Origin of the sequence: Klebsiella sp. 10982 (genome assembly GCF_048589245.1) — a bacterium.
GTDB classification, from domain to species: domain Bacteria; phylum Pseudomonadota; class Gammaproteobacteria; order Enterobacterales; family Enterobacteriaceae; genus Klebsiella; species Klebsiella quasivariicola.
Map to the genome: position 1 here is coordinate 44,546 of NZ_JBMAXV010000031.1, position 24,127 is coordinate 68,672.

At 56.9% G+C, this 24,127-nt stretch carries 30 protein-coding genes; 19 read left to right on the forward strand and 11 right to left on the reverse strand.

Annotated features, from left to right (window positions below; translation table 11 throughout):
- The first annotated feature begins 34 nt into the window (after positions 1 to 34).
- From ACKLKD_RS20335 to ACKLKD_RS20355, 5 genes are all read left to right on the forward strand, one after another.
- Positions 35 to 694 (forward strand): YjfK family protein, encoded by a 660-nt coding sequence (locus ACKLKD_RS20335; RefSeq protein ID WP_025712629.1) that lies wholly within the window; start codon positions 35 to 37, stop codon positions 692 to 694.
- Between the two features lie 17 nt (positions 695 to 711).
- On the forward strand, positions 712 to 1,110 hold the full coding sequence (locus tag ACKLKD_RS20340; RefSeq protein ID WP_025712630.1) for a DUF350 domain-containing protein: 399 nt from the start codon (positions 712 to 714) through the stop codon (positions 1,108 to 1,110).
- A 9-nt stretch (positions 1,111 to 1,119) separates the two neighbouring features.
- Complete coding sequence (locus ACKLKD_RS20345) at positions 1,120 to 1,770, forward strand: DUF1190 domain-containing protein (RefSeq protein WP_025712631.1); 651 nt, start codon at positions 1,120 to 1,122, stop codon at positions 1,768 to 1,770.
- A gap of 3 nt (positions 1,771 to 1,773) precedes the next feature.
- On the forward strand, positions 1,774 to 2,940 hold the full coding sequence (locus ACKLKD_RS20350; protein ID WP_087805745.1) for a glutathionylspermidine synthase family protein: 1,167 nt from the start codon (positions 1,774 to 1,776) through the stop codon (positions 2,938 to 2,940).
- An 84-nt stretch (positions 2,941 to 3,024) separates the two neighbouring features.
- Positions 3,025 to 4,662, forward strand: coding sequence for an isovaleryl-CoA dehydrogenase (locus tag ACKLKD_RS20355; protein ID WP_087805747.1), 1,638 nt, complete (start codon positions 3,025 to 3,027; stop codon positions 4,660 to 4,662).
- On the opposite strand, the gene yjfN is transcribed toward ACKLKD_RS20355, so the two are convergent.
- Both yjfN and bsmA read right to left on the reverse strand, forming a co-directional pair.
- Positions 4,653 to 4,928 carry a DUF1471 family protease activator YjfN gene (gene yjfN, locus ACKLKD_RS20360; protein ID WP_008807186.1) on the reverse strand — a complete coding sequence of 92 codons (276 nt, stop codon included), beginning with the start codon at positions 4,926 to 4,928 and terminating at the stop codon, positions 4,653 to 4,655. The genes ACKLKD_RS20355 and yjfN overlap by 10 nt on opposite strands.
- A gap of 137 nt (positions 4,929 to 5,065) precedes the next feature.
- Positions 5,066 to 5,374, reverse strand: coding sequence for a biofilm peroxide resistance protein BsmA (bsmA, locus tag ACKLKD_RS20365; protein WP_025712634.1), 309 nt, complete (start codon positions 5,372 to 5,374; stop codon positions 5,066 to 5,068).
- A 209-nt stretch (positions 5,375 to 5,583) separates the two neighbouring features.
- Here bsmA and yjfP point away from each other — a divergent pair, with 209 nt between their 5' ends.
- Complete coding sequence (yjfP, locus tag ACKLKD_RS20370; RefSeq protein WP_080897628.1) at positions 5,584 to 6,300, forward strand: esterase; 717 nt, start codon at positions 5,584 to 5,586, stop codon at positions 6,298 to 6,300.
- Here the strand turns inward: yjfP and ulaR are convergent.
- A complete protein-coding gene (ulaR, locus tag ACKLKD_RS20375) occupies positions 6,297 to 7,052 on the reverse strand; it encodes an HTH-type transcriptional regulator UlaR (protein ID WP_004177697.1) in 756 nt (251 codons plus the stop codon). The two genes, yjfP and ulaR, sit on opposite strands and share 4 nt — an antisense overlap.
- A 107-nt stretch (positions 7,053 to 7,159) precedes the next feature.
- A complete protein-coding gene (gene ulaG, locus ACKLKD_RS20380; protein ID WP_080924686.1) occupies positions 7,160 to 8,224 on the reverse strand; it encodes an L-ascorbate 6-phosphate lactonase in 1,065 nt (354 codons plus the stop codon).
- Between the two features lie 364 nt (positions 8,225 to 8,588).
- On the opposite strand from ulaG, the gene ulaA reads away from it, so the two are divergent.
- The 6 genes from ulaA to ACKLKD_RS20410 are packed head-to-tail and all read left to right on the forward strand — an operon-like array spanning position 8,589 to position 12,998.
- On the forward strand, positions 8,589 to 9,989 hold the full coding sequence (gene ulaA, locus ACKLKD_RS20385; protein ID WP_025712637.1) for a PTS ascorbate transporter subunit IIC: 1,401 nt from the start codon (positions 8,589 to 8,591) through the stop codon (positions 9,987 to 9,989).
- Between the two features lie 12 nt (positions 9,990 to 10,001).
- Positions 10,002 to 10,307, forward strand: a complete 306-nt coding sequence (ulaB, locus tag ACKLKD_RS20390) for a PTS ascorbate transporter subunit IIB (RefSeq protein ID WP_001577590.1) — start codon at positions 10,002 to 10,004, stop codon at positions 10,305 to 10,307.
- A gap of 9 nt (positions 10,308 to 10,316) precedes the next feature.
- On the forward strand, positions 10,317 to 10,784 hold the full coding sequence (gene ulaC / locus ACKLKD_RS20395) for a PTS ascorbate transporter subunit IIA (RefSeq protein ID WP_008807180.1): 468 nt from the start codon (positions 10,317 to 10,319) through the stop codon (positions 10,782 to 10,784).
- A 13-nt stretch (positions 10,785 to 10,797) separates the two neighbouring features.
- Positions 10,798 to 11,448, forward strand: a complete 651-nt coding sequence (gene ulaD / locus ACKLKD_RS20400) for a 3-keto-L-gulonate-6-phosphate decarboxylase UlaD (protein WP_008807179.1) — start codon at positions 10,798 to 10,800, stop codon at positions 11,446 to 11,448.
- Positions 11,449 to 11,457: 9 nt separating this feature from the next.
- Positions 11,458 to 12,312: an L-ribulose-5-phosphate 3-epimerase gene (locus ACKLKD_RS20405; protein ID WP_080924685.1), complete on the forward strand. Its 855-nt coding sequence runs from the start codon at positions 11,458 to 11,460 to the stop codon at positions 12,310 to 12,312.
- Positions 12,312 to 12,998 carry an L-ribulose-5-phosphate 4-epimerase gene (locus ACKLKD_RS20410; RefSeq protein WP_080924684.1) on the forward strand — a complete coding sequence of 229 codons (687 nt, stop codon included), beginning with the start codon at positions 12,312 to 12,314 and terminating at the stop codon, positions 12,996 to 12,998. The genes ACKLKD_RS20405 and ACKLKD_RS20410 overlap by 1 nt, the downstream gene beginning before the upstream one ends.
- 65 nt (positions 12,999 to 13,063) lie before the next feature.
- Here the strand turns inward: ACKLKD_RS20410 and ACKLKD_RS20415 are convergent, their stop codons facing one another.
- Together ACKLKD_RS20415 and ACKLKD_RS20420 are read right to left on the reverse strand one after the other, a co-directional pair.
- Positions 13,064 to 14,257 carry an MFS transporter gene (locus tag ACKLKD_RS20415; RefSeq protein WP_008807176.1) on the reverse strand — a complete coding sequence of 398 codons (1,194 nt, stop codon included), beginning with the start codon at positions 14,255 to 14,257 and terminating at the stop codon, positions 13,064 to 13,066.
- Positions 14,258 to 14,406: 149 nt separating this feature from the next.
- Positions 14,407 to 14,682 (reverse strand): DUF1471 domain-containing protein, encoded by a 276-nt coding sequence (locus tag ACKLKD_RS20420; protein ID WP_002885689.1) that lies wholly within the window; start codon positions 14,680 to 14,682, stop codon positions 14,407 to 14,409.
- A 341-nt stretch (positions 14,683 to 15,023) separates the two neighbouring features.
- Here ACKLKD_RS20420 and rpsF point away from each other — a divergent pair, with 341 nt between their 5' ends.
- The 4 genes from rpsF to rplI are packed head-to-tail and all read left to right on the forward strand — an operon-like array spanning position 15,024 to position 16,462.
- A complete protein-coding gene (gene rpsF, locus ACKLKD_RS20425; RefSeq protein ID WP_008807174.1) occupies positions 15,024 to 15,419 on the forward strand; it encodes a 30S ribosomal protein S6 in 396 nt (131 codons plus the stop codon).
- Positions 15,420 to 15,424: 5 nt separating this feature from the next.
- Positions 15,425 to 15,739, forward strand: a complete 315-nt coding sequence (gene priB / locus ACKLKD_RS20430; protein ID WP_002885722.1) for a primosomal replication protein N — start codon at positions 15,425 to 15,427, stop codon at positions 15,737 to 15,739.
- A gap of 4 nt (positions 15,740 to 15,743) precedes the next feature.
- Positions 15,744 to 15,971, forward strand: coding sequence for a 30S ribosomal protein S18 (gene rpsR, locus ACKLKD_RS20435; RefSeq protein ID WP_000135199.1), 228 nt, complete (start codon positions 15,744 to 15,746; stop codon positions 15,969 to 15,971).
- Between the two features lie 41 nt (positions 15,972 to 16,012).
- Complete coding sequence (gene rplI / locus ACKLKD_RS20440) at positions 16,013 to 16,462, forward strand: 50S ribosomal protein L9 (protein ID WP_008807173.1); 450 nt, start codon at positions 16,013 to 16,015, stop codon at positions 16,460 to 16,462.
- Between the two features lie 108 nt (positions 16,463 to 16,570).
- Here rplI and ACKLKD_RS20445 read toward each other — a convergent pair whose 3' ends face one another.
- The gene (locus tag ACKLKD_RS20445) at positions 16,571 to 17,245 is read right to left on the reverse strand and encodes a LysM-like peptidoglycan-binding domain-containing protein (protein ID WP_023296926.1); all 675 of its coding nucleotides are present in this window, start codon (positions 17,243 to 17,245) and stop codon (positions 16,571 to 16,573) included.
- A gap of 218 nt (positions 17,246 to 17,463) precedes the next feature.
- Here ACKLKD_RS20445 and fklB point away from each other — a divergent pair, with 218 nt between their 5' ends.
- Together fklB and cycA are read left to right on the forward strand one after the other, a co-directional pair.
- A complete protein-coding gene (gene fklB, locus ACKLKD_RS20450) occupies positions 17,464 to 18,084 on the forward strand; it encodes an FKBP-type peptidyl-prolyl cis-trans isomerase (protein ID WP_002886687.1) in 621 nt (206 codons plus the stop codon).
- Positions 18,085 to 18,389: 305 nt separating this feature from the next.
- Positions 18,390 to 19,793, forward strand: coding sequence for a D-serine/D-alanine/glycine transporter (cycA, locus tag ACKLKD_RS20455; RefSeq protein ID WP_002886688.1), 1,404 nt, complete (start codon positions 18,390 to 18,392; stop codon positions 19,791 to 19,793).
- A gap of 65 nt (positions 19,794 to 19,858) precedes the next feature.
- Here the strand turns inward: cycA and ytfE are convergent, their stop codons facing one another.
- The 4 genes from ytfE to ACKLKD_RS20475 all read right to left on the reverse strand — a co-directional run bounded on the left by ytfE (position 19,859) and on the right by ACKLKD_RS20475 (position 23,402).
- Positions 19,859 to 20,521 (reverse strand): iron-sulfur cluster repair protein YtfE, encoded by a 663-nt coding sequence (gene ytfE, locus ACKLKD_RS20460; RefSeq protein WP_080924683.1) that lies wholly within the window; start codon positions 20,519 to 20,521, stop codon positions 19,859 to 19,861.
- Between the two features lie 82 nt (positions 20,522 to 20,603).
- Positions 20,604 to 21,575 carry a DMT family transporter gene (locus ACKLKD_RS20465; protein ID WP_023280770.1) on the reverse strand — a complete coding sequence of 324 codons (972 nt, stop codon included), beginning with the start codon at positions 21,573 to 21,575 and terminating at the stop codon, positions 20,604 to 20,606.
- A 75-nt stretch (positions 21,576 to 21,650) separates the two neighbouring features.
- The gene (locus tag ACKLKD_RS20470; RefSeq protein ID WP_080924682.1) at positions 21,651 to 22,475 is read right to left on the reverse strand and encodes an AraC family transcriptional regulator; all 825 of its coding nucleotides are present in this window, start codon (positions 22,473 to 22,475) and stop codon (positions 21,651 to 21,653) included.
- A 78-nt stretch (positions 22,476 to 22,553) separates the two neighbouring features.
- The gene (locus ACKLKD_RS20475; protein WP_080924681.1) at positions 22,554 to 23,402 is read right to left on the reverse strand and encodes an SDR family oxidoreductase; all 849 of its coding nucleotides are present in this window, start codon (positions 23,400 to 23,402) and stop codon (positions 22,554 to 22,556) included.
- Positions 23,403 to 23,492: 90 nt separating this feature from the next.
- Here ACKLKD_RS20475 and ACKLKD_RS20480 point away from each other — a divergent pair, with 90 nt between their 5' ends.
- On the forward strand, positions 23,493 to 23,864 hold the full coding sequence (locus ACKLKD_RS20480; protein WP_080924680.1) for a winged helix-turn-helix transcriptional regulator: 372 nt from the start codon (positions 23,493 to 23,495) through the stop codon (positions 23,862 to 23,864).
- Positions 23,865 to 24,127 lie beyond the last annotated feature (263 nt).

Consider the following 24,127-nt stretch of genomic DNA (forward strand, 5'->3'; position numbering starts at 1 on the left):
TTTGTCCTGATGGGCGAGTCTTTAAGGAGTGGTCATGGCCCATTTTTTTCAGCGTCTTTTTGCTAAAAAGAGTACGCCGGCTCCCGTATGCGGTCCGCTGGGGTTACATCTTAAAGCGGGTTTTACGCTGGAGACCCTGGCGTTTCGCCTGCTGGAGGATAACCTTCTGGTTGAGCTGCCGGGCGAGGCATATACCATTGCCGCGACCGGTCAAATTGATTTGGGGGGCGGTAGCCGGATTTATCGTTACTACACCAGCGGCGATGAGTTTCTGCAAATTAATACTACTGGCGGGGCGGATGTCGATGATATCGATGATATTAAGCTCTTTGTCTATGTCCAAAGCGATGGTATCAGCCAGGAAAAACACTGGCGTTCGGCAATCAGCCCAGCGAGTATTGGTACCCCGACATTTAGCTGGCGCCAGCAGCGTTGGCAGCGTTTTTTTAACGGCGGCGAGCCAGGGAACATTGCGCCAGTTTATATGCTGGAGAAAGTCGAAAATCAGCAGCATGCCGTATGGGAGGTTCATAATTTTACGATGGGCTATCAGCGGCAGGTAGCGGAAGAGATGTGGGAGTACCTGCTGCTAAACGGAGAAGAGTCGTTTAATGACCGGGGAGAATCTGAATGGCTCTTCTCATACGCGTTGGGAGTGGATATTCCACTCACCTCACTGGATATTATTGGGTAATTTCACGGAAGAAAAATATGCACGTTCTGAACTCATTACTGGCTTTTTGTACCTATTTTTTTATCGGTGCAGCGATGGTGATCTTGTTTCTTTTTATCTATTCAAAAATCACCCCACATAATGAATGGCAGCTGATAAAAAATAACAATATGTCGGCCTCGCTGGCGTTTAGCGGAACGCTGTTGGGATATGCTATTCCATTATCCAGCGCGGCGATAAACGCCGTCAGTATTGCTGATTATTTAGCCTGGGGTGTCATTGCCCTGGTAGTACAGCTGATTATCTATGGTGGAGTACGGCTATATATGCCGGCGCTAAGCGAAAAAATTATTAATCACAATATTGCTGCAGGCTTGTTTATGGGCTCTGCTGCGCTGGCCGGCGGGATTTTTAACGCCGCCTGCATGACATGGTAATGGACGATCATGGCTAAAAAACGTAAATCCAGATCCCGTAATACGGCACAAAATAACGCCCAGGCCACTCACGCTTCCCTCGCGCGGGTTAATCGCCAGGCGAGCGCGGTGCAGGCAAAGCGAAGCCGCTACAGCGGCAAATACCTGACGCTGGCTATTATGGGCGGCGCGGCGTTCTTTGCGCTTAAGGCCTGTAGCGATGATACGAATGCGGATAATGGCGGTGACGGCGTATTTTACTCTTCCGTCAATGATTGTGTTGATGGCGGTAACAGCGCCAGCGTCTGCGCTCACGGCTGGAACAATGCGAAGTCGAACTTTTATGCCCATGTCCCTAAGCAAATGAGCCAGGAAGGCTGTGAGTCGCAGTATGTCGACTGCTATTTTGACAGCATCGATCGGAGCTGGACGCCGATGATGAGCGGTTTTCTACTCAGCCGGGCAGTGCGTAAAGATCGCGATGAAGAATATGCCTATTACAATGGCGGCGCGTCCTATTCTTCCCGGGCTGTATGGCGAACATCGTCGGGCGCGTATGCCTGGCGTAGTGGTAAAAACGATATTGCCACCAGCCATACGCTGGCTGCGAAAAAAACGGCGACTGTTTCCCGCGGCGGCTACGGACGATCGTCCAGCGCGCGCGGCCATTGGGGAGGTTGAACGATGTTGCGACACGCTATTCCTGTTCGCAGGGATCTGGATCGGATTGCCGACGTACACGGTTTCGATTTTCATGTCATTGACAACGAGATCTACTGGGACGAGAGTCGAGCCTACCGCTTCACATTACGCCAGATAGAAGAGCAGATTGAAAAACCGACCGCCGAATTGCATCAAATGTGTCTCGAGGTCGTTGAGCGGGCGGTGAAGGACGAGCAGCTGTTGCAGCAGCTGGCGATCCCGCCGCTATACTGGGATGCGATTGCGGAAAGCTGGCGTCAGGGGGATCCTTCTCTCTATGGCCGTATGGATTTTGTATGGTGCGGTGCCGACGCTCCGCTTAAGTTGCTGGAATATAATGCGGATACGCCAACGTCACTGTACGAAGCTGCCTGGTTTCAATGGTTTTGGCTGACAGACGCCCGACACAGCGGGGCGATCCCGCGTGACGCCGACCAGTACAATGCCATTCAGGAACGGCTGATTGCCCGCTTTAGTGAACTTTACAGCCCGGAGCCGCTCTACTTTTGCTGTTGTGAAGGGAGTGATGAAGATCGCACGACGGTGCTTTATCTCCAGGACTGTGCGCAGCAGGCGGGTCAGGAAACGCGTTTTCTCTATGTTGAAGAGCTGGGACTCGGCGTCGGCGGTATGCTGACCGATTTGGATGACAACGTTATCCGTCGGGCGTTTAAGCTCTATCCCCTGGAATGGATGATGCGAGATGATAATGGCCCGCTGTTGTGTAAGCGGCGAGAGCGGTGGATCGAACCGTTATGGAAGAGTGTACTCAGCAACAAAGGGTTGATGCCGCTGCTATGGCGGTTCTTTCCCCGTCATCCTAATCTGCTACCCGCCTGGTTTGCCAATGAATCGCCACAGATCGCGCCGGGCGAGAGCTATGTGCGTAAACCGATCTTTTCACGTGAAGGCGGCAACGTCACCATCTTTAATGGCCAGCAGCAGATTATCGAACATGCTGATGGAGACTACGCGGAAGAGCCGATGATCTTTCAGGCCTTCCAGCCCTTGCCGCGCTTTGGTGACAGCTACACGCTGATTGGCAGCTGGATCGTGGATGATGAGGCTTGCGGGATGGGGATCCGGGAGGATAATACATTGATTACTAAAGATACTTCTCGTTTTATTCCTCACTATATAACCGGCTAAAGCTGCTTTTGTGATCTCCCTCCGTCGCCAGAGGCCGGGTTCTGGCCATACTTATGGCTATCGCCATTGATGGAGGGAGACACGATGCACTGGCAAACGCATACTGTTTTTAATCAACCCACCCCGCTGAATAACAGCAATCTGTTCCTGTCTGATACCGCCCTGCGTGAAGCGGTGGCTCGCGAAGGCGCTGGCTGGGATGGCGATTTGCTCGCCAGCATAGGCCAGCAGCTGGGGACCGCCGAATCGCTGGAGCTGGGACGCCTGGCCAACAGTAACCCGCCGGAGCTGCTGCGCTATGACGCCACCGGCGCCCGGCTGGACGACGTGCGCTTCCATCCCGCCTGGCACCTGCTGATGCAGGGGCTGTGCGCGAACCGGGTGCATAACCTCGCCTGGCAGGAAGGGGCCCGCGAAGGCGCTTTTGTCGCCCGTGCCGCCCGCTTTCTGCTCCATGCCCAGGTGGAGGCCGGGACCTTGTGCCCGATTACCATGACCTTCGCCGCAACGCCCCTGCTGCAGCAGGCTTTGCCCGCGCCTTTTCGTGACTGGCTGTCGCCGCTGCTTAGCGATCGTTACGATCCCCATCTTGCGCCGGGCGGCCAGAAGCGCGGCCTGCTGATTGGTATGGGGATGACCGAGAAGCAAGGGGGCTCCGATGTGCTGAGCAATACCACCCGCGCGGAGAAAACGGCGGAAGGATTTTACCGGCTGGTGGGACACAAGTGGTTCTTCTCGGTGCCGCAGAGCGACGCCCATCTGGTGCTGGCCCAGTCTCCGGCGGGGCTCTCATGCTTCTTTGTGCCGCGTCTGTTACCCGACGGGCAGCGCAACGGCGTGCGTCTTGAACGTTTAAAAGAGAAGCTCGGCAACCGCTCCAACGCCAGCAGCGAAGTGGAATTTTATGAGGCCTGTGGCTGGCTGGTGGGCGAAGAGGGCGACGGCGTGCGGCAGATCCTCAGGATGGGCGGCCTGACCCGCTTTGACTGCGCGCTGGGCAGCCATGCCCTGATGCGTCGCGCCTTCTCGGTGGCGCTGTATCACGCGCTACAGCGTCAGGCGTTTGGCAAAAACCTGGTCGATCAGCCGATGATGCACCAGTTGCTGGGGCAAATGGCGCTGCGTCTGGAGGGGCAAACCGCGTTTCTGTTTCGCCTGGCACGGGCCTGGGACCGTCGGGAGGATGCCCGGGAAAGCGCCTGGGCGCGCCTGTTTACGCCGGCGGCCAAGTTTGCCATCTGTAAGGCCGGCATCCCGTTTGTCGCTGAGGCGATGGAAGTGCTCGGCGGTATCGGCTATTGCGAGGAGAGCGAACTCCCGCGTCTTTACCGTGAGATGCCGGTCAACAGCATCTGGGAAGGCTCCGGCAACATTATGTGCCTCGATGTGATGCGGGTGCTCAGCAAGCAGCCGGCGGCGATGGAGCTGCTGGCGGCAGAGTGTGCCGAGGTGAAAGGACAGAACCGCCATCTGGACCGAGCATGGCGCCAGCTGCAGCAGCTGCTGAGACGGCCCGCCGAAGAGCAGGGCAGAGAGATCGCCCGGCTGGTCTATCATCTCGGTTCGGGGGCGCAGATGCTGCGCCACGCTTCGCCGCCGCTGGCTGAGGCCTGGTGCCGGATGATGCTCGACACCCGCGGCGGTATGCGTCTTGATGCCCCGACCCTCAATGACCTGCTGCTGCGGGCTATGGGGCGTGGGCGCCAGGCGCCTCAGGCATAGAGAATGGCCTGTACGCGCCAGCTGTCCGGCTGTTGTTCTTCATACATCTGAATAATGCGATACCAGGAGGCGCCTTGCTCGTCCGCTTTGCGGGCAATGGCGTGCTCCACATCCTGTTGGCTGCCGGAAAGATTAGTGACGGAGATCAGACCGATTTCATTCAAGCCAGTGACGCAATCCGCGCTGGCGAATTCGGCTGACTGCGCGGACGTATTGGCCGTCGCAGCGGTAAACAGCAGGCTGGGTAGGGTAAAAGATCGTTTCATCGTCAGCTCCATTTCACGTAGTCCCAAGGGCAGTCCGTTGCTAACGTCCTGCCAGGTGGCTGGCCGAACGTTATTATGCACAGGAGAACGTGAATGGACGCAAAGCTGTGTAAAGCAGATTTAAAGGCGCCGTCTCGTCATCGACGATAAAGGATCGCCTGCGAATACCACTGGCCGGGTACCATGGTGTCATCGATCATGATGATGACGTAGTAATCGGCTTTGGCCGCTTCTGCTTTGGCCTTCAACGCCGCTTCGACATCCATCGGCGAACCGTACATCAGCACACTCACCGTGGCCATTTTCTGCAGGCCAGCCGTCTGGTTGCGCTGGATCTCCTGCGGATGGTCGGTGGCGGGCGGCGGGGCTTCCGGCGTTCCCTGCAGGACACTACACCCGCTGAGGACAATAGCCAGTAACCACGGTGAAAACCTGCGCATAACCATATCTCGTTTCCTGATAGTGATAGTGTAGTGGTAGCCTTAACAGGATTTCCGGGGAATGTTCCCGAACTGTTATCTCTGACGCGATTTTCGAATGAAAATGTTGTGAAAGCGTAACCAGGTTCTCAACATTATGAATCGTAGCAAACTGGGTTGCCTGGTGAATAAGTTTTCCCATGACGCCTAACCACGATAGAGAAGGGAGACGATAAATGATTGCACTAGAAATGCGCAACCTTGACGGCAGTGAAATTTTGCATGCCTGCCCGCAGGAGAGTCTGAATAAACCCTTGCCCTGTATCGTTTTTTATCATGGCTTCACCTCGTCGAAGCTGGTCTACAGCTACTGTGCGGTGGCGCTGGCCGAGGCGGGGTTCCGGGTGATCATGCCGGACGCGCCGGAGCATGGGGCGCGCTATCAGGGCGATGAGGCCGGGCGGATGCAGCGCTTCTGGCCGATCCTGCAGCAGAATTTCAGGGAGTTCCCTGCGCTGCGCGAGGCCATTATGGCTGAAGGATGGCTGGAGGGGGAGCGGTTGGCGGTGGCGGGCGCGTCGATGGGAGGAATGACGGCGCTGGGCATCATGACACATCATCCCGAGTTGAACAGCGTCGCCTGTCTGATGGGGTCAGGCTATTTTCGTTCGCTGTCGCAAACCCTGTTCCCCTCGCCTGATTTTGATATCGATAGTCTCAACGAATGGGATGTCAGCCATCAGTTGTCGTCACTCGCCCGGCGGCCGCTGTTGCTCTGGCATGGTGACGCCGACGATGTCGTGCCGCCAGAAGAGACCTTCCGTCTTGAGCAGGCGCTCCGGCAAGGCGACCTTGCCGCCAGGTTGACCTGTGTCTGGCAAAAGGGCGTCCGCCATCGCATTACGCCAGAGGCGTTGGCCACGACGGTCGCCTTTTTTCAGCAGCACCTTTAAACGCGGATCACGCTGACGCCCTGATCCTCAAGCTGTTTGAGGATCGCGGCATCGGCCTGTTTGCCGGTGATCACTACATCAATTTGCCCGGCCTGGCTGAATAACATCCCGGCGCGTTCGCCGATCTTGCTGCTGTCGACCAGCACCGCCAGTTTGCCGACCACGTTGAGCATTTTCTGCTCGGCCATGGCGGTCAACATATCGGTTTTGTAGAGCCCTTCCGCGGTTAACCCTTTGCCGCTGGTGAACATCCAGTGTCCGGCATACAGGCTGTTTTCGCTACCGTGTGGACTGAGCGTGATGGCATGGCTGCGGTTGTACTGCCCGCCCATGATAATGACGCTGTCGTGCTCCTGGTCTATCAGATAGTTGGCCAGCGGCAGATAGTTGGTAATGATCTGCACCGGTTTGCCGCACAGCTCTCGCCCCAGCAGAAAAGCGGTGGATCCGCAGTTGATGACGATACTTTCCCCGGGCGCGATCAGCTGTGAAGCGGCGCGTGCAATACGCACTTTTTCATCCAGGTTTTGCGCCTGATGGATGTTCATCGGCGTCCAGCGGGGGCGCTGCTCGCTGATGGCTTCCGCACCATTGCGAACCTTTTTCAGTTTGCCGCTTTCGTCCAGTTTGTTGATATCACGTCGGGCGGTCGCAGGTGAAATCCCGAGCCGCGACATCACCTGCTCCACGGTAACAAACCCCGTTTGGGCGAGTAGATCCAACAAAATTTGGTGCCTTTGCGCTTCCGTCATGAGCAAATCCGATTAAAAGTGAACGGCAAAGATGATATTTGAAATCATGTGAAAATACTAACCCTGAAACGGGGTATTTCCGGCAGGCAGAGCCTGCCGGAGGTGGCTTACAGGAAGGATTTGAATGGCAGATCCGGCTCGATGGTAAAGCAGTCGTCAAAGCCGCGCGGGTAGTGATATTCGAAATTGTCTTTATCCAGCGGCCAGGTAAATTTACCGCCAACCTGCCAGATAAACGGCTTGAAGCCGTACTTCAGCCGATCTTTTTTCATCTCCCACAGGACGCGGATCTCTTGCGGATCGGCCTGAAAGTTTGACCAGATATCATGGTGGAACGGAATAACGACTTTCGCGTTAAGCGATTCCGCCATGCGCAGGATATCGGCGCTGGTCATTTTATCGGTGATCCCGCGTGGGTTCTCGCCATACGAGCCGAGGGCGACGTCAATGTGATGTTCGTTGCCGTGCTTCGCATAGTAGTTGGAGTAGTGGGAGTCGCCACTGTGGTAGAGATTGCCGCCTGGGGTTTTAAACAGATAGTTGACCGCGCGCTGGTTCATGCCATCCGGCAGTACGCCAGCGGCTTTTTGGTCCGCCGGAAGGGTGATCAGCGCGGTGCGATCGAACGCGTCGAGCGCATGGATCTCAATGTCTTTGATCTTCACCACATCGCCGGGCTTCATGACGATACAGCGCTCTTTCGGCACGCCCCAACCGATCCACAGATCGACGCAGGTTTTTGGCCCAATAAAGGGCACATCGGCCGGGCAGTTCTGCATGACGGCGGCAGCGACGTTAACGTCAATATGATCGTTGTGATCGTGGGTCGCCAGTACGGCGTCGATCTGGCGTATAGCGAACGGATCCAGCACGAACGGGGTGGTACGCAGGTTAGGCTGTAATTTTTTCACCCCTGCCATCCGCTGCATCTGGTGGCCGGTTTTCATTAGAGGATTACCGTGGCTTTGTTTGCCGGTGCCGCACCAGAAATCGACGCAGACGTTGGCTCCGCCTTCTGATTTTAACCAGATGCCGGTACAGCCCAGCCACCACATGGCGAAGGTGCCAGGCGCAACTTGCTCCTGCTCAATCTCCTCATTCAGCCAGCTGCCCCATTCCGGAAAGGTGTTCAGGATCCATGATTCACGGGTGATGGTCTGTACTTTACTCATCGTGGTCTTCCTCATGCATTTTCAAAAGTAATCAGTATTTGATTGGTTTTGATTTATGTTGTCACTGTGTTTTCAAAAATGCAATCCTGTTTTCCCGTGTTTGTGTGAAGCGTTACGCATAAACAGGCCTACCAGAGCCTGGCGTATATACAGGTTTTTTAATTTTATCTAACTGATTTAAAAATGTTTATTTATGTTTCTCTGTAAATGATTAGTTATAACCATGATGAAATAAGGATTATTGCGGCGTGCGTCACATTTAATCAAATTCAATCTTGTTGTGATTACTTTTGATTATTAGAGTGGGCAACGAGAAATGCTGAGCGTACAGCGCGTTCAGCGCCTTCACCATCGGGAGTGTGTTATGGCAATCCTCTACAACATCTTTACCGTTTTCTTTAATCAGGTGATGACCAATGCCCCGCTGCTGCTGGGTATCGTGACCTGCCTGGGCTATATCCTGCTGCGTAAAAGCGTTAGCGTGATTATCAAAGGCACCATCAAAACCATCATTGGTTTCATGCTGTTACAAGCCGGCTCCGGCATTCTCACCAGTACTTTTAAGCCGGTGGTGGCGAAAATGTCAGAGGTGTACGGCATCAATGGCGCGATTTCCGACACTTATGCCTCAATGATGGCGACCATTGACCGTATGGGTGAGGCGTACAGCTGGGTGGGATACGCGGTGCTCCTGGCGCTGGCGCTCAACATCTGTTACGTCCTGCTGCGCCGTATTACCGGTATCCGCACCATCATGCTCACCGGGCATATCATGTTTCAGCAGGCGGGGCTGATCGCGGTCTCATTCTTTATCTTTGGTTACGGGATGTGGACGACCATTATCTGCACCGCTGTGCTGGTCTCTCTGTACTGGGGAATCACCTCCAACATGATGTATAAGCCGACTCAGCTGGTCACCGACGGCTGCGGCTTCTCCATCGGTCACCAGCAGCAGTTTGCCTCGTGGATAGCCTACAAAGTGGCGCCTTATCTGGGCAAAAAAGAGGAGAGCGTCGAAGACCTTAAGCTCCCCGGCTGGCTGAATATCTTCCACGACAACATCGTCTCTACCGCCATTGTGATGACCATTTTCTTCGGCGCCATCCTGCTCTCCTTTGGCCTCGATGTCGTACAGGCGATGGCGGGGAAAACCCACTGGACGGTCTATATCCTGCAGACCGGTTTCTCCTTCGCGGTGGCCATTTTCATTATTACCCAAGGGGTGCGGATGTTCGTCGCCGAGCTGTCCGAAGCCTTCAACGGTATCTCGCAGCGCCTGATCCCCGGCGCGGTGCTGGCGATTGACTGTGCCGCAATCTATAGCTTTGCGCCGAACGCGGTGGTGTGGGGCTTTATGTGGGGCACCATCGGCCAGTTGATTGCCGTCGGCATTCTGGTTGGCGTCGGCTCATCCATTCTGATTATTCCGGGCTTTATCCCAATGTTCTTCTCCAACGCCACGATTGGCGTCTTTGCCAACCACTTCGGCGGCTGGCGCGCGGCGCTCAAGATCTGTCTGGTGATGGGCATGGTTGAAATCTTCGGCTGCGTCTGGGCGGTGAAGCTCACCGGTATGAGCGCCTGGATGGGGATGGCGGACTGGTCGATTCTCGCACCGCCGATGATGCAGGGCTTCGCCTCCATCGGACTGGCGTTTATGGCCGTCATCATCTTGATTGCACTCGCTTATATGTTCTTCGCCGGCCGCACGCTGCGTGCCGAGGAGGATGCGGAAAAACAACTGGCAGAGGCCTCTGCCCAATAAGGAGTTCTGATTATGACCGTACGTATTCTGGCTGTGTGTGGTAACGGGCAAGGAAGTTCCATGATCATGAAAATGAAGGTGGACCAGTTCCTGACGCAATCCAATATCGACCACACGGTAAATAGCTGCGCGGTAGGGGAATACAAAAGCGAACTGAACGGCGCGGATATCATCATCGCTTCAACTCATATCGCGGGTGAAATTACCGTCACTGGCAATAAATATGTGGTGGGCGTGCGCAATATGCTTTCGCCGGCGGATTTTGGCCCAAAACTGCTGGAGGTGATTAAAGCCCACTTCCCGCAGGATGTGAAATAAGGAGCGGCCATGAAACTCCATGATTCCCTGGCGCAGAACCACTCCATTCGCCTGCAGGCGGAAGCGGAGACCTGGCAGGAGGCGGTGAAAATCGGTGTCGATTTGCTGGTGGCCGCTGATGTGGTTGAACCCCGCTACTACCAGGCCATTCTCGACGGCGTCGCGCAGCACGGGCCCTATTTTGTTATCGCGCCGGGCCTGGCGATGCCTCATGGCCGGCCGGAAGAGGGCGTCAAGAAAACCGGCTTTGCGCTGGTAACGCTAAAAAAACCGCTGATTTTCAATCATGAAGATAACGATCCTGTCGACATTCTGATCACCATGGCGGCGGTTGACGCCACCACCCACCAGGAGGTGGGCATCATGCAGATCGTTAACCTGTTTGATGACGAAGCTAATTTCGACCGTTTACGCGCCTGCCGTAGCGAGCAGGAAGTGCTGGATTTAATCAAAAACGCCACCGCGGCGGCTGTTTAAAAGGAACATTATCATGTCATTACCTATGTTACAGGTCGCTCTGGACAATCAAACGCTGGCCAGCGCCTATGAAACGACCCGTCTGATTGCCGAAGAGGTGGATATCATTGAAGTGGGCACCATCCTCTGCGTCGGCGAAGGTGTACGCGCGGTGCGCGACCTGAAAGCGCTGTACCCGCATAAAATTGTGCTGGCGGACGCCAAAATCGCCGATGCCGGCAAAATCCTGTCGCGGATGTGCTTTGAAGCTAACGCCGACTGGGTGACCGTGATCTGCTGCGCCGATATCAATACTGCCAAAGGCGCGCTGGATGTCGCCAAAGAGTTTAACGGCGATGTACAAATTGAGCTGACCGGTTTCTGGACCTGGGAGCAGGCGCAGGCGTGGCGTGAAGCAGGCATTCAGCAAGTGGTCTATCACCGCAGCCGCGACGCGCAGGCGGCAGGCGTAGCGTGGAGTGAGGCGGATATCAGCGCGATTAAACGTCTGTCGGATATGGGCTTCAAAGTGACCGTGACCGGCGGTCTGGCGCTGGAAGACCTGCCGCTGTTCGCCGGGATCCCTATCCACGTCTTTATTGCCGGGCGCAGCATCCGCGATGCCGCCTCACCGGTGGAAGCGGCGCGTCAGTTTAAACGCTCTATTGCCCAGCTATGGGGTTAAGGAGCGGCTATGTTAGCGAAATCCATTCCGCTCGGTATCTATGAAAAAGCGCTCCCCGCCGGGGAGTGCTGGCTGGAGCGGCTGCAGCTGGCGAAAGCGCTGGGCTTCGATTTCGTTGAGATGTCTCTCGATGAAACGGACGCTCGTCTTGCGCGGCTGGACTGGAGCCCGGAGCAGCGTCTGGCGCTGGTTAAGGCGGTGGCTGAAACCGGCGTTCGGGTGCCATCGATGTGCCTTAGCGCTCATCGCCGTTTTCCGCTGGGTAGTGAAGATGACGCGGTACGTCATCAGGGACTGGAGATCATGCGTAAAGCCATCCGCCTGGCGCAGGATGTGGGGATTCGGGTGATTCAACTGGCAGGCTACGACGTCTACTATCAGCAGGCGAACGATGAGACGCGCCGCCGCTTTCGTGATGGCCTGAAAGAGAGCGTCGAGATGGCCAGCCGCGCCCAGGTGACGCTGGCGATGGAGATCATGGATTACCCGCTGATGAACTCGATCAGCAAGGCCTTAGGTTACGCCCATTACCTGAACAATCCATGGTTCCAGCTTTATCCTGACCTGGGCAATCTGTCGGCGTGGGATAACGACGTCCAGATGGAACTGAAGGCCGGGACAGGGCACATCGTGGCGGTACACGTCAAAGACACGAAGCCCGGCGTCTTTAAAAATGTGCCGTTCGGTGAAGGCGTGGTCGATTTCGAACGCTGCTTTACCACGCTCAAGCAGACCGGCTATTGCGGTCCCTATCTGATTGAGATGTGGAGTGAAACCAGCGCTGACCCGCTCGCAGAAGTGGCGAAAGCGCTGGACTGGGTGAAGGCGCGGATGGTTCGTGCGGGCCTGATGGAGGCGGCGTAATGCAACAACTGAAACAGCAGGTGTTCGAGGCCAATATGGATCTGCCGCGCTACGGCCTGGTGACCTTCACCTGGGGCAATGTCAGCGCCATTGACCGACAGCGCGGGCTGGTGGTAATTAAGCCCAGCGGCGTCGCCTATGAGACCATGAAGGCGGACGATATGGTTGTCGTGGATCTTGAGGGCAACGTGGTGGAAGGGCTGTATCGCCCCTCCTCTGATACCGCCACCCATCTGGCGCTCTATCGTCGTTATCCCGACCTTGGCGGGGTGGTGCATACCCACTCGACGCACGCCACCGCCTGGGCGCAGGCGGGGCTGGCGATCCCGGCGCTCGGCACCACTCATGCGGATTATTTCTTCGGTGATATCCCCTGCACCCGGGCGCTCAGCGCACAGGAGGTGGACGAGGCTTACGAGCTGAACACCGGGCAGGTGATTATCGAAACGCTGGGCGCGTCGAATCCGCTGCATACGCCTGGGATCGTCGTCTATCAGCACGGGCCGTTTGCCTGGGGCAAAGACGCCCACGAGGCGGTACACAACGCGGTGGTGATGGAAGAAGTGGCGCGCATGGCGTGGATTGCCCGCGGGATTAATCCGCAGTTGCAGCCCATCGATAGCTGGCTGATGAATAAGCATTTTCAGCGTAAGCATGGGCCAAACGCCTACTATGGGCAAAAGTAGATAGCGCGCTCCGGGGCTTTCACCCCTCACGGTGAAGCAACTGGTCTGGCCCCGGAGCCGTTTTTTTAGCCCTGACGATAGGCCGACGGCATCACGCGCATGCCGATGAGCGTGACCATACAAATTATCGCGCCGGCGTAAAACGTCGAGGCGGCGCCGAAGGTTTCCCACAGTACCCCTGCGCCGGTACTGGCCAGCAGCAGCGCCAGGCCGCTCATCAGGTTGAACATACCGAATGCCGTACCGCGTAGTTCCGGCGGCGCGGTATGCGCAACCATCGCTGCCAGCAGGCCCTGGGTCATTCCCATATGAATCCCCCACAGCGCGACGCCGAGCAGCAGCGTACTCCAGTGGCCGCTGAGCGCCAGCACGATATCGGCGAGGATCAGCACCAGCAGTCCCCACTGCAGCAGTTTGCTGTGGCTCATGCTGTCTGAGAGTTTACCGAACGGGTAAGCCGTGAGGCTGTAGACCAGGTTCATCGCCACCATCACCAGCGGGATGGTAAACAGCGGGATCTCCATCTGCTGGGCGCGCAGCACCAGAAAGGCTTCGCTGAAGCGGGCGAGGGTGAAGATGCTGCCGATGGCGACTACCCACCAGTAGGCGGCGGAGAGCTTTTTCAGGTTTTCGCGCTTCAGCGGATTGCTGCGTTTGTGTGCGATGGCGGATTTTGGCTCCTGCAGGCCAAACCCGAGCAGGAGAATGGAGAGCACGGCGGGAATGACCGCCACCCAGAAAATAGCGTGAAAATCGTTGGCCCAGATAAACATCAGCAGCACCGCCAGCAGCGGGCCGAGAAAGGCGCCGACGGTATCCAGCGCCTGGCGGAGCCCGTAGGCGGCGCCGCGGATCTCCGGCGGGGTGACGTCGGCAACCAGCGCATCGCGTGGCGCACCGCGAATACCTTTGCCTACGCGGTCAATCATGCGGGCGCTAAACACCACTCCGGCGGTGGGGGCGATGGCAAACAGCGGCTTACTGAGCGCGCCCAGGCCGTATCCCAGCAGCGCCAGTCCTTTGCGCTTGCCGACATAGTCGCTGATCACGCCGGAGAAGACTTTCAGGATCAGGGCGGTGGCTTCCGCCAGTCCCTCGATAAGACCGATAATTATCACGCTGGCGCCGAGGGTGGTGGCCATAAACAGCGGTAAGAGGCTGTGGATCATCTCGGAGGAGACATCCATCAGCAGGCTGACGCCGCCGAGTACCCAAACGCCTTTGGGGATACGGCCTAAGGTGGCGAAACGCGGAACCATCAATCACTCCTGATTATCAAATGGCGAGTGGCTGATTAAATCAGGTTGCGATGGCGCTGATAAGTCGGTTTGTAAAATAATTCTCAATTGCGTTTAGGCGCAGGCCTCGCTTCGCCCCTCGCAAGGAGAGGCGAAGAATCGGGCAGGCGTTAGCGGTATATCACCGCGCTGGCGCGAAGCGGGCCGTTGGTTTCGGGTTCGTGCATCAGGATAGGCTGAAAGTATTTCGCCCCCTGCGCATCGCTCATCTGGCTAAGGGCCTGCTCGGCCTCGTGCTCAGTGGCCATATTGTGATTGATATAGATAACGCCGAGGCTCTGCACGTCGTCCATGTTGCGGGCCTGTCGTTCGGTGATTTGGATAGCTGCCAGCGCGTTGGCGCTGAAGAAAAGCGCAGCCATCATGGCGATGATTTTCAGTTTCATATACTACGCTCCTGACTGACAGTCCTGACGCTGACTCGGGGGCTCTCCTGTGGTCGTTTGGCTCTGATATAAGTGTAATCGCTGCGCGTTCGTCGCATGGCGACCTTTTCTGATGCAGTCGTTCAAAAAAATGCCGCTTCCTTTATTGGTTAATTTTAAATCACCCACTTAGCGCCACTTGGCGCTAAGTGCGAATTATTTGTGCAAATCCGCTTGTGTTCCTGGGGGGGCGCCATTAGAATGACGCGTCAATTTTTCAGCCGCCCTTTAACACGTTCCTTGCCTCCATGGGCCGCGGCTGACCCAGACAGGAGGCTGAATAATCCGTAAGGAGCAATTCGATGCGTCATTACGAAATCGTTTTTATGGTCCATCCTGACCAGAGCGAACAGGTTCCGGGCATGATCGAACGTTACACTGGTGCAATTACTGCAGCAGCAGGTACGATCCACCGTCTGGAAGACTGGGGCCGCCGTCAGCTGGCTTATCCGATCAACAAACTGCACAAAGCTCACTACGTTCTGCTGAACGTTGAAGCGCCGCAGGAAGCGATCGATGAGCTGGAAACTAACTTCCGCTTCAACGACGCCGTTATCCGCAGCATGGTAATGCGTACTAAGCACGCTGTTACCGAAGCATCTCCGATGGTTAAAGCGAAAGACGAGCGCCGTGAGCGTCGCGAAGATTTCGCCAACGAAACCGCAGATGATTCTGAAGCTGGGGATTCTGAAGAGTAATCCTGATGACCAACCGTCTGGAGCTGTCCGGCATTATTTGCAGGACTCCACTTCGTAAGGTCAGCCCGTCAGGAATTCCTCACTGCCAGTTCGTGCTTGAGCATCGTTCAGTGCAGGAGGAAGCCGGTTTTCACCGGCAGGCATGGTGTCAAATGCCCGTTATTATTAGCGGTCACGAAAACCAGGCCATTACTCACAGTATAACGGTCGGTAGCGCAGTAACCGTTCGAGGGTTCATCTCTTGTCATAAGGCAAAGAACGGCTTGAGCAAAATGGTTCTGCATGCCGAGCAGATTGAATTGATAGATTCTGGAGACTAGCCATATGGCACGTTATTTCCGTCGTCGCAAGTTCTGCCGTTTCACCGCGGAAGGCGTTCAAGAGATCGACTATAAAGATATCGCTACGCTGAAAAACTACATCACCGAAAGCGGTAAGATTGTCCCGAGCCGTATCACCGGTACCCGTGCAAAATACCAGCGTCAGCTGGCTCGCGCTATCAAACGCGCTCGCTACCTGTCCCTGCTGCCGTACACTGATCGTCATCAGTAATCGGTCACGGTCCATTAATACGACTTTGAGAGGATAAGGTAATGCAAGTTATTCTGCTTGATAAAGTAGCAAACCTGGGTAGCCTGGGTGATCAGGTTAACGTTAAAGCGGGCTATGCTCGTAACTTCCTGGTCCCGCAGGGTAAAGCTGTTCCTGCTACCAAGAAAAACGTTGAATTCTTCGAAGCACGTCGCGCTGAACTGGAAGCCAAACTGGCTGACGTTCTGTCAGCTGCTGAAGCTCGTGCTGCGCAGATCAACGCCCTGGAATCCGTAACCATCGCGTCCAAAGCTGGCGACGAAGGTAAACTGTTCGGTTCCATCGGTACTCGCGACATCGCTGACGCTGTTACTGCAGCAGGCGTTAAAGTTGCTAAGAGCGAAGTTCGCCTGCCGAACGGCGTTCTGCGTAACGTTGGCGAGCACGAAGTGGACTTCCAGGTTCACAGCGAAGTATTCGCTAAAGTTATCATCAACGTGGTTGCTGAGTAATCGGCCTCTGACGTTCTGGTAACAACAAATCGCCGGCCTTGTGCCGGCGTTTTGCTTTTTAGCGCCTTTCATTTTGCGGCGGCGTAACGCTTGCTGTCGTCTTCTCCGCTATCGCGCACGGACGAAGCTGCCGTTCGACTGGCGGGTAAACAGCACCTGCTGGCCGTTGCCGGTGTCAATAGTGAGTCCGGTGACCACGCCGTTGGCGTTCTGCCGAATTTGCACCGTCTGTCCACTCTGCAAAGTGCTTAGTGGTTTGCCAGCGCCTTCAACCTGCGCCATGGCGTAAACGTCAGTGGCCGGCAGCCCATGATCGCGAAACAGCTGGGCCAGGGTTTTGCCTGACTCGATGCGATAGGTCCGCCACTGCTGCTCAATACCCGGCGCGGACTGCTGTGATGAGGATTGATAAGGCTGGGAGGCGGCGGGCTGCTGCGTCTGCGCTTGATCCGGCTGCTCATCCTGAATCGGTTCCGGGGCGACCGGGGCCATCTGATCGGCATCGCTTACGGTCGGGGTATTGGTGATCGGCGGCAGGGGAACGGCCTGATTGCCGCCAGCTTGCGGCTGGGACTGTGACTGCAGGTTCAGATTCGCTTCACGGCTGGTGGAGGCCGGGCTTTGGTTATCGTCGGCGGGGAGCAGAATACCGATAATGACTAACAGGAAGCCAGCGATGATACCCCGGCGGTGCATCGGAGGCAGCGGGTCCAGGAGGCGAAAATCATCCGGAGCGTGCCAGATTTTCGCCAGAATAGATGTCAGTTCAACGCGCCCGGGCATGGCTTTCCTCCTGCTCCGCATATTTTTATCCTGCATATGAGTATAGATGGCTAACGTCCTGATGACCGGAACAAAGTAAAGTTAACCTGCTGCCACCTATTGTTTCTGTTTCGCTGAGATTTGTCATCATCCGCCGACAAAGTTTTACCCATTTCGCTATGGCTGTTATGCTTTCGCACGCTTTTCTCTTGATGTTTATCACCCAAAAAGGAACAACGATGGCAACCCCAACTTTTGACACTATCGAAGCGCAGGCAAGTTACGGTATCGGCTTGCAGGTTGGACAACAGCTGAGCGAATCCGGCCTGCAGGGGCTGCTGCCGGAAGCGCTGGTGGCGGGTATCGCCGATGCGCTGGAAGGTAACCAGCCGCAGGTGCCGGTGGAAGCCGTCCACCGTGCGCTGCGTGAAATCCACGAGCGCGCTGACGCCGTACGTCGCGAGCGTTTCCAGGCCATGGCCGCTGACGGTCAGAAATACCTTGATGAAAACCGCGAGAAAGAGGGCGTGAACAGCACCGAATCCGGCCTGCAGTTCCGCGTGCTGACCCAGGGTGAAGGGCCGATCCCGGCGCGTACCGACCGTGTTCGCGTGCACTACACCGGTAAACTGATCGACGGTACTGTGTTCGACAGCTCCGTCGCTCGCGGTGAACCGGCGGAATTCCCGGTAACCGGCGTGATCGGCGGCTGGATTGAAGCTCTGACCCTGATGCCGGTAGGTTCCAAATGGGAACTGACAATCCCGCACAACCTCGCCTACGGTGAGCGCGGCGCTGGCGCATCGATTCCTCCGTTCAGTACCCTGATCTTCGAAGTTGAACTGCTGGATATTATCTAAACAGCAGCGGCTTCCTCTTCCCCCGCGGCAGGGGAAGCCATGAAAATAGCGTAAAATCCTTAAGTTAAAAATTAATTGGAATTATGTTTTGCATTCATCACGCATGGGTGTATTTTTGTGAGCTATTTCGCGTTAGATGAGTGATATAACACTCACTTTAAACATAAAATTAACATTATATCTAAATCATAGTATTCATCCCTCCGATTCTTACCTAATATCGACTAGCCCTTGCTGGGGTTAATGACAGACGACAGGCCATCAGAGCCTGAACAACACAGACAGGTACAACAGGAAGAAATCACATGGTAGATCAGGTTAAAGTCGCTGCTGTCGAGCAGGAGCCGACTGAACAATCGCTACGGCGAAATCTCACAAACCGACATATTCAGCTGATCGCGATTGGCGGAGCGATCGGCACCGGGTTATTTATGGGTTCTGGCAAAACCATCAGCCTTGCCGGGCCATCCATTATTTTTGTTTATATGATTATCGGTTTTATGCTGTTTTTCGTGATGCGTGCGATGGGCGAATTACTGCTGTCAAACCTCGAATATAAATCCTTTAGCGATTTTGCGGCCGATCTGCTGGGACCGTGGGCGGGCTACTTTACCGGCTGGACCTACTGGTTCTGCTGGGTAGTGACGGGGATGGCGGACGTTGTCGCCATCACCGCCTACGCGCAGTTCTGGTTCCCCGGACTTTCTGACTGGGTTGCGTCGCTGGCGGTGATCCTGCTGCTGCTGGGCCTGAACCTGGCCACCGTCAAGATGTTTGGCGAAATGGAATTCTGGTTCGCAATGATCAAAATCGTCGCCATCGTGGCGCTGATCGTGGTCGGCCTGGTGATGGTGATGATGCATTTTAAATCGCCGACCGGCGTCGAAGCCTCTTTCGCCCATCTGTGGAATGACGGCGGCTGGTTCCCGAAAGGCCTCAGCGGTTTCTTTGCCGGCTTCCAGATAGCGGTGTTTGCCTTCGTAGGGATTGAGCTGGTGGGGACCACCGCCGCAGAAACCAAGGACCCGGAAAAATCGCTGCCGCGGGCGATCAACTCCATCCCGCTGCGTATCATTATGTTCTACGTCTTCGCGCTGATTGTGATTATGTCGGTGACGCCGTGGAGCTCCGTGGTGCCGAGCAAGAGTCCGTTCGTTGAGCTGTTCGTGCTGGTCGGCCTGCCGGCGGCGGCGAGCCTGATTAACTTCGTGGTGCTGACTTCCGCCGCCTCCTCGGCCAACAGCGGCGTATTCTCCACCAGCCGTATGCTGTTCGGTCTGGCGCAGGATGGTCAGGCGCCGAAGATGTTTGCCAAGCTGTCGAAGCGTGCGGTACCGGCGAAGGGCTTAACCTTCTCCTGCATGTGCCTGCTGGGCGGCGTGGTGATGCTGATGGTCAACCCGAGCGTGATTGCCGCGTTCACTATGATCACCACGGTGTCGGCAATCCTGTTTATGTTCGTCTGGACCATCATTCTCTGCTCTTACCTGGCGTATCGTAAAAATCGTCCTCAGTTGCATGAGAAGTCGAGCTACAAGATGCCGCTGGGTAAAGTGATGTGCTGGGTGTGCATGGCCTTCTTCGTCTTTGTGCTGGTGCTGTTGACCCTGGAAGACGATACCCGTGAAGCGCTGATGGTCACCCCGCTGTGGTTTGTGCTGCTCGGCGCGGGCTGGCTGTTTGCCGGCAAAAAACGTCTGGCGAAATAAAAAAAGGCCACCCGGAGTGGCCAAATAAGACGGACAATGTCGAGGGCGCCTGCGGGCGCCTTTTTTTACTTCCCGCCGAGGGCGCGCGGAAACAGTACGTTATTTTCCAGACTGATGTGCTCCATCAGATCGTCAATCATCTCGTTGATACCGTTATACATCGCCTTCCAGGTGGTGCAGGCTTCCGGCGGCGGCGTCACGTTATGGGTGATGTGCTTAATGACTTCCAGCAGTTCACCCGCTTCGTCATGCTCGCTTTCCATCACGCTGATCGGGCCCCCGGCCTGGGCGCCCATTCCCTGTTTGATCATCGGGAACAGGATCTGCTCCTCTTTCATCATGTGGCTGGAAAGCTCCTGATGCAGCATGGTCAGGTATTTGGTCAGCCCTTTCGGCACGTTCGGTTTATCGGCATGGACGCGTTCAACCTTGGTAGCCTGCAGGATCAGCTCCGGCAGCTGTTCACGGTGTCGGCCGTGATAGCGGACGATGATATGGTCGATAATCTCCGGGAGGGGCGCCGCTCGCCAGTCGCGGGAGAGAGGCTGCTCGGCCAGTTTCGCCAGCTCGGCTTCAATCACCGCGACATCCAGCGCTTTCCGCGATGCGGCGCGCGCCAAGGTCTGTTTGCCGCCGCAGCAGTAATCCATGTCGTATTGACGGAACAGGGCGGAGGCGCGCGGGATGGTCAGCGCCAGCTCGCCTAAAGGTTGGTCACGGAAAGCCATAGCAGTTACCTCGTCATCAGGAATATAAGATGTATTTTAAATGCATCTTTAAGGCAAGGGAATACCCCTTAAGAGGGTCTGGCTACTTTTTTTCGTTCGTCAGCGGTTGCAACGTCGGTTTTTCCGGTCTGGCGCGTACGGCGGAGACTACGCCGAGCACCAGCAGCAGGATCCCGCTCAGGGTCAGTAACGGCGGTAAACTTTGCCGCAGCAGGAAGGTATACAGCAGCCCGGCCAGGGTTTCGAAGACGATCAGCGGCCCGAGGATCACCGTCGGCAGCCGCTGGCTGGCGATGTTCCAGCACAGCGCGCCGACCCATGAGCAGAGCACCGCGATAGCCAGCATCAGCGTAATAAACACCGCCGGGCGCGGGCCGAAGGGCAGGGGGAACCCGGCCTGCTGACCGTGCAGCCAGGCGCAGGCGGCGAGGTAACCGGCCAGTGAAACCGGAAGCGTCACCAGCGCCTGGGCGGTAGCCCACATCATCGGCGGCTGATGCGGATTTTCCCGCAACCAGCGGGCGTTGCGCAGGGCATACCAGGCCCAGCAGGCCACCGATCCCAACGCCAGTGCGATGCCGGAGCCGTAGCGCCACGGGCTAAAGTCAGGCAGCCCCTGGCGCAGTTCCGCGACATTCACGCAGATCAGGCCGAGGGCAATGCAGACCAGCGCCGGAAACAGGCGCCGCCACGGCAGCTTCCCGTCGCGCTGGCTGTAGAGCAGATTGGCGAAGACCGGCAATACCACCGGCAACGTGCCGATAATCATGGTGGAGACCGGCGCGCCGGTGCGCTGAATGGCGCTGGCCAGGCAGGCGTAATAGATAAGATTCCCCATCATTGTCAGGCCCAGCGCGGTCCACCAGTCCTGCCGGCTCAGCTGGCGCAGGCGCCCGCGCCCGAGCCACGCCAGCGGCAGGGCGATCAGGCCCAGCGCCAGATAGCGTCCCATCGACTGCAGCATCGCCGGATACTCTGGTACCAGCAAAGGCCCGACAAAAATTAACCCCCACATCAGCCCCGCCAGCAGGGCGTACAGCACACCACTAATCATCATTGCATCCGTTGTCATTACCGTTGTCTGCAGTGTAGAAGGGGGGCGGGCAGGAATATTGTATGAGATTGCGCATTAGCGCCTGGCGACCTGCTTCTGATAGCGCACCGGCGTAATACCGTAACGCAGGGTGAAGGCGCGGGTCAGGTGGGACTGGTCGGTGAGGCCGACGGCAATCGCTACTTCGGCGGCGGGCATGCCGTGGGTGAGAAAAGCCTTGGCGCGCCACAGACGGATAGCCATCAGCATCTGGTGGGGCGTCACGTGATAGTGGGCTTTAAACTGGCGCTGAAAGTGGTACGGGCTCAGCGCCGCCACCTGCGCCAGCTCGTCGAGGGTGATGGCGCGCATATAGTTATCGTGCAGGTAATCGCGCACGCGGTCAAAGCGATGTCCGGCCTCACCTTGCGCAGAGGCATGGTGGGCCAGAGGGCGGAAGGCGTCGATGAGGTCGAGCAGCATTCCCTGCTGGGCCAGCGGATCGTCGCTATGCCACAGGCCATAAATCAGCTGACCAATCTGTCGGGAACGCAGGGGATCCTCGCGGACCACCTCGCTGAACCACCAGTCGCGCACCCCGGTGATGGCTTCCAGACGGTCCGGCTCCAGATAAATCATCCGGTAGCGCCAGCCGTCGGCGGTTGCCGCTTCGCCGGTGTGCAGTTCGTCGGGATTCATGGTGACAATAGCGTTTGCGGCGGCGATGTGCTGGCTGCCGCGGTAGCGAAAGCGCTCCGCGCCTTGCTCGATCACGCCGATGCCGAAGGCTTCGTGGGTATGGGGTTCAAAGGCGTAACGGGAGATATGGGCGTGGTAAAGCTCTACCCCGGGCAGCTGTTCGAGATGGCGAAAGCGCGCGCGGTCTTTTTCATCACTAAATTGCGGTGGTACGCCCTGCATGCCTGCCTCCCGACGGTTGATCTCTTCAATATGAGAGAGGAACCGCCGGGACGCAACCGCAAAAGCTGAGAGGGGCGGTTACAGAATGCCTTTCACGCTTTCAGCAAGGGAGGTGGTCGGACGGCCGATCAGCGTACTCAGGGTGCGGCTGTCGTCAAACAGTCCGCCTTTTGACGCGCCGACGTCGGAATCCGCCAGCATATCGGCAAGCCCGGCCGGCAGGCCGACGCTTTTCAGCGCGGCGGCAAAATCGGCTTCGCTGAGGTTCTGGTAGACCACGTTTTTCCCGCTTTGCGTGCTCAGCTCGGCAGCCAGGTCGCTCAGCGTCCAGGCGTTATCCCCCGCCAGTTCGTAAACTTTCCCTTCATGGCCTTCACCGGCGATAACGCGGGCGGCAGCGACGGCATAATCCGCGCGGGGGGCGGAGGCAATTTTCCCCTCGCCGGCGGCGCCGATAAACACGCCGTGTTCCAGCGCTGGCGGCGCGCTGGCCAGATAGTTTTCGGTATACCAGCCGTTACGCAGCAGGGCGTAAGCGATACCAGAGTCGGCCAGCATCTGCTCGGTTTCGATATGCTCACCGGCCAGGCCCAGCGGCGAGGTGTCGGCGTGCAGCAGGCTGGTGTAGGCGATGAATTTTACCCCGGCGGCTTTAGCGGCGTTGATGACGTTGCGGTGCTGTACGGCTCGCTGGCCGACTTCGCTGGAGGAGATTAACAGCAGTTTATCCACGCCCTGCAGCGCGGCGGTCAGTGCCGCTTCGTCGCTATAGTCGGCCTGACGGACAACGACGCCCTGCTGGCTGAGGGACTGGGCTTTGGCCGGGTTGCGGACAATCGCCACAATCTGGCTGGCAGGGACGGTTTTAAGCAGGTTTTGCAGAACGTAGTGGCCAAGTTGGCCGGTGGCACCGGTAAGGGCGATCATGGGTCTTCTCCTTCGTGTTTATTGGCAGTTGTGGTAAGCTACCACCTTAACTAACTTTTAGTAAGTACGTACAAAAAGGTAAGTGTGAAAATGGCCGAACCGACGCTGAGCGAGAAACTGCGCACCGGCAACCTGTTCGCGGAACAGTGCCCGTCGCGCGATGTGCTTAAACATGTCACCAGCCGCTGGGGCGTGTTGATTCTGGTGGCGCTGCGCGAGGGGACCCACCGCTTCAGCGATCTGCGGCGCAAAATGGGTGGGGTCAGCGAAAAGATGCTGGCGCAGTCGCTGCAGGCCCTGGAGCAGGATGGTTTTATCGACCGCGTCTCTTATCCGGTGGTGCCGCCGCATGTTGAATATAGCCTGACGCCGCTCGGCCTGCAGGTGAGCGAGAAGGTGGCGGCGCTGGCGGACTGGATCGAGAGCAATCTGCCTGCGGTGCTGGCTAACCACGGGGAGTGAAAATGTATCACTCCCTGTCGCCCGCCACCGGGGAGATGTACCCGGATAGCGGCTGGCGCCTTATCCGGGCTACCAGCTGCCTGCGGTGCTGGCTAACCACGGGGAGTAAAAATGTATCACTCCCTGTCGCCCCGCCACCGGGGAGATGTTCCCGGATAGCGGCAGGCGTCTTATCCGGGCTACCCGTCAGCTCCGGTTTGTAGCCCCGGTAAGCGCAGCGCCACCGGGGAGATGTTCCCGGATAGCGGCAGGTGCCTTATCCG

Bases quoted from the DNA above. Each gene is read 5' to 3' on its own strand.
- ACKLKD_RS20335 (WP_025712629.1), top strand. From the start codon at position 35: ATGGCCCATTTTTTTCAGCGTCTTTTTGCTAAAAAGAGTACGCCGGCT.
- ACKLKD_RS20340 (WP_025712630.1), top strand. From the start codon at position 712: ATGCACGTTCTGAACTCATTACTGGCTTTTTGTACCTATTTTTTTATC.
- ACKLKD_RS20345 (WP_025712631.1), top strand. From the start codon at position 1,120: ATGGCTAAAAAACGTAAATCCAGATCCCGTAATACGGCACAAAATAAC.
- ACKLKD_RS20350 (WP_087805745.1), top strand. From the start codon at position 1,774: ATGTTGCGACACGCTATTCCTGTTCGCAGGGATCTGGATCGGATTGCC.
- ACKLKD_RS20355 (WP_087805747.1), top strand. From the start codon at position 3,025: ATGCACTGGCAAACGCATACTGTTTTTAATCAACCCACCCCGCTGAAT.
- yjfN (WP_008807186.1), bottom strand. From the start codon at position 4,928: ATGAAACGATCTTTTACCCTACCCAGCCTGCTGTTTACCGCTGCGACG.
- bsmA (WP_025712634.1), bottom strand. From the start codon at position 5,374: ATGGTTATGCGCAGGTTTTCACCGTGGTTACTGGCTATTGTCCTCAGC.
- yjfP (WP_080897628.1), top strand. From the start codon at position 5,584: ATGATTGCACTAGAAATGCGCAACCTTGACGGCAGTGAAATTTTGCAT.
- ulaR (WP_004177697.1), bottom strand. From the start codon at position 7,052: ATGACGGAAGCGCAAAGGCACCAAATTTTGTTGGATCTACTCGCCCAA.
- ulaG (WP_080924686.1), bottom strand. From the start codon at position 8,224: ATGAGTAAAGTACAGACCATCACCCGTGAATCATGGATCCTGAACACC.
- ulaA (WP_025712637.1), top strand. From the start codon at position 8,589: ATGGCAATCCTCTACAACATCTTTACCGTTTTCTTTAATCAGGTGATG.
- ulaB (WP_001577590.1), top strand. From the start codon at position 10,002: ATGACCGTACGTATTCTGGCTGTGTGTGGTAACGGGCAAGGAAGTTCC.
- ulaC (WP_008807180.1), top strand. From the start codon at position 10,317: ATGAAACTCCATGATTCCCTGGCGCAGAACCACTCCATTCGCCTGCAG.
- ulaD (WP_008807179.1), top strand. From the start codon at position 10,798: ATGTCATTACCTATGTTACAGGTCGCTCTGGACAATCAAACGCTGGCC.
- ACKLKD_RS20405 (WP_080924685.1), top strand. From the start codon at position 11,458: ATGTTAGCGAAATCCATTCCGCTCGGTATCTATGAAAAAGCGCTCCCC.
- ACKLKD_RS20410 (WP_080924684.1), top strand. From the start codon at position 12,312: ATGCAACAACTGAAACAGCAGGTGTTCGAGGCCAATATGGATCTGCCG.
- ACKLKD_RS20415 (WP_008807176.1), bottom strand. From the start codon at position 14,257: ATGGTTCCGCGTTTCGCCACCTTAGGCCGTATCCCCAAAGGCGTTTGG.
- ACKLKD_RS20420 (WP_002885689.1), bottom strand. From the start codon at position 14,682: ATGAAACTGAAAATCATCGCCATGATGGCTGCGCTTTTCTTCAGCGCC.
- rpsF (WP_008807174.1), top strand. From the start codon at position 15,024: ATGCGTCATTACGAAATCGTTTTTATGGTCCATCCTGACCAGAGCGAA.
- priB (WP_002885722.1), top strand. From the start codon at position 15,425: ATGACCAACCGTCTGGAGCTGTCCGGCATTATTTGCAGGACTCCACTT.
- rpsR (WP_000135199.1), top strand. From the start codon at position 15,744: ATGGCACGTTATTTCCGTCGTCGCAAGTTCTGCCGTTTCACCGCGGAA.
- rplI (WP_008807173.1), top strand. From the start codon at position 16,013: ATGCAAGTTATTCTGCTTGATAAAGTAGCAAACCTGGGTAGCCTGGGT.
- ACKLKD_RS20445 (WP_023296926.1), bottom strand. From the start codon at position 17,245: ATGCCCGGGCGCGTTGAACTGACATCTATTCTGGCGAAAATCTGGCAC.
- fklB (WP_002886687.1), top strand. From the start codon at position 17,464: ATGGCAACCCCAACTTTTGACACTATCGAAGCGCAGGCAAGTTACGGT.
- cycA (WP_002886688.1), top strand. From the start codon at position 18,390: ATGGTAGATCAGGTTAAAGTCGCTGCTGTCGAGCAGGAGCCGACTGAA.
- ytfE (WP_080924683.1), bottom strand. From the start codon at position 20,521: ATGGCTTTCCGTGACCAACCTTTAGGCGAGCTGGCGCTGACCATCCCG.
- ACKLKD_RS20465 (WP_023280770.1), bottom strand. From the start codon at position 21,575: ATGATTAGTGGTGTGCTGTACGCCCTGCTGGCGGGGCTGATGTGGGGG.
- ACKLKD_RS20470 (WP_080924682.1), bottom strand. From the start codon at position 22,475: ATGCAGGGCGTACCACCGCAATTTAGTGATGAAAAAGACCGCGCGCGC.
- ACKLKD_RS20475 (WP_080924681.1), bottom strand. From the start codon at position 23,402: ATGATCGCCCTTACCGGTGCCACCGGCCAACTTGGCCACTACGTTCTG.
- ACKLKD_RS20480 (WP_080924680.1), top strand. From the start codon at position 23,493: ATGGCCGAACCGACGCTGAGCGAGAAACTGCGCACCGGCAACCTGTTC.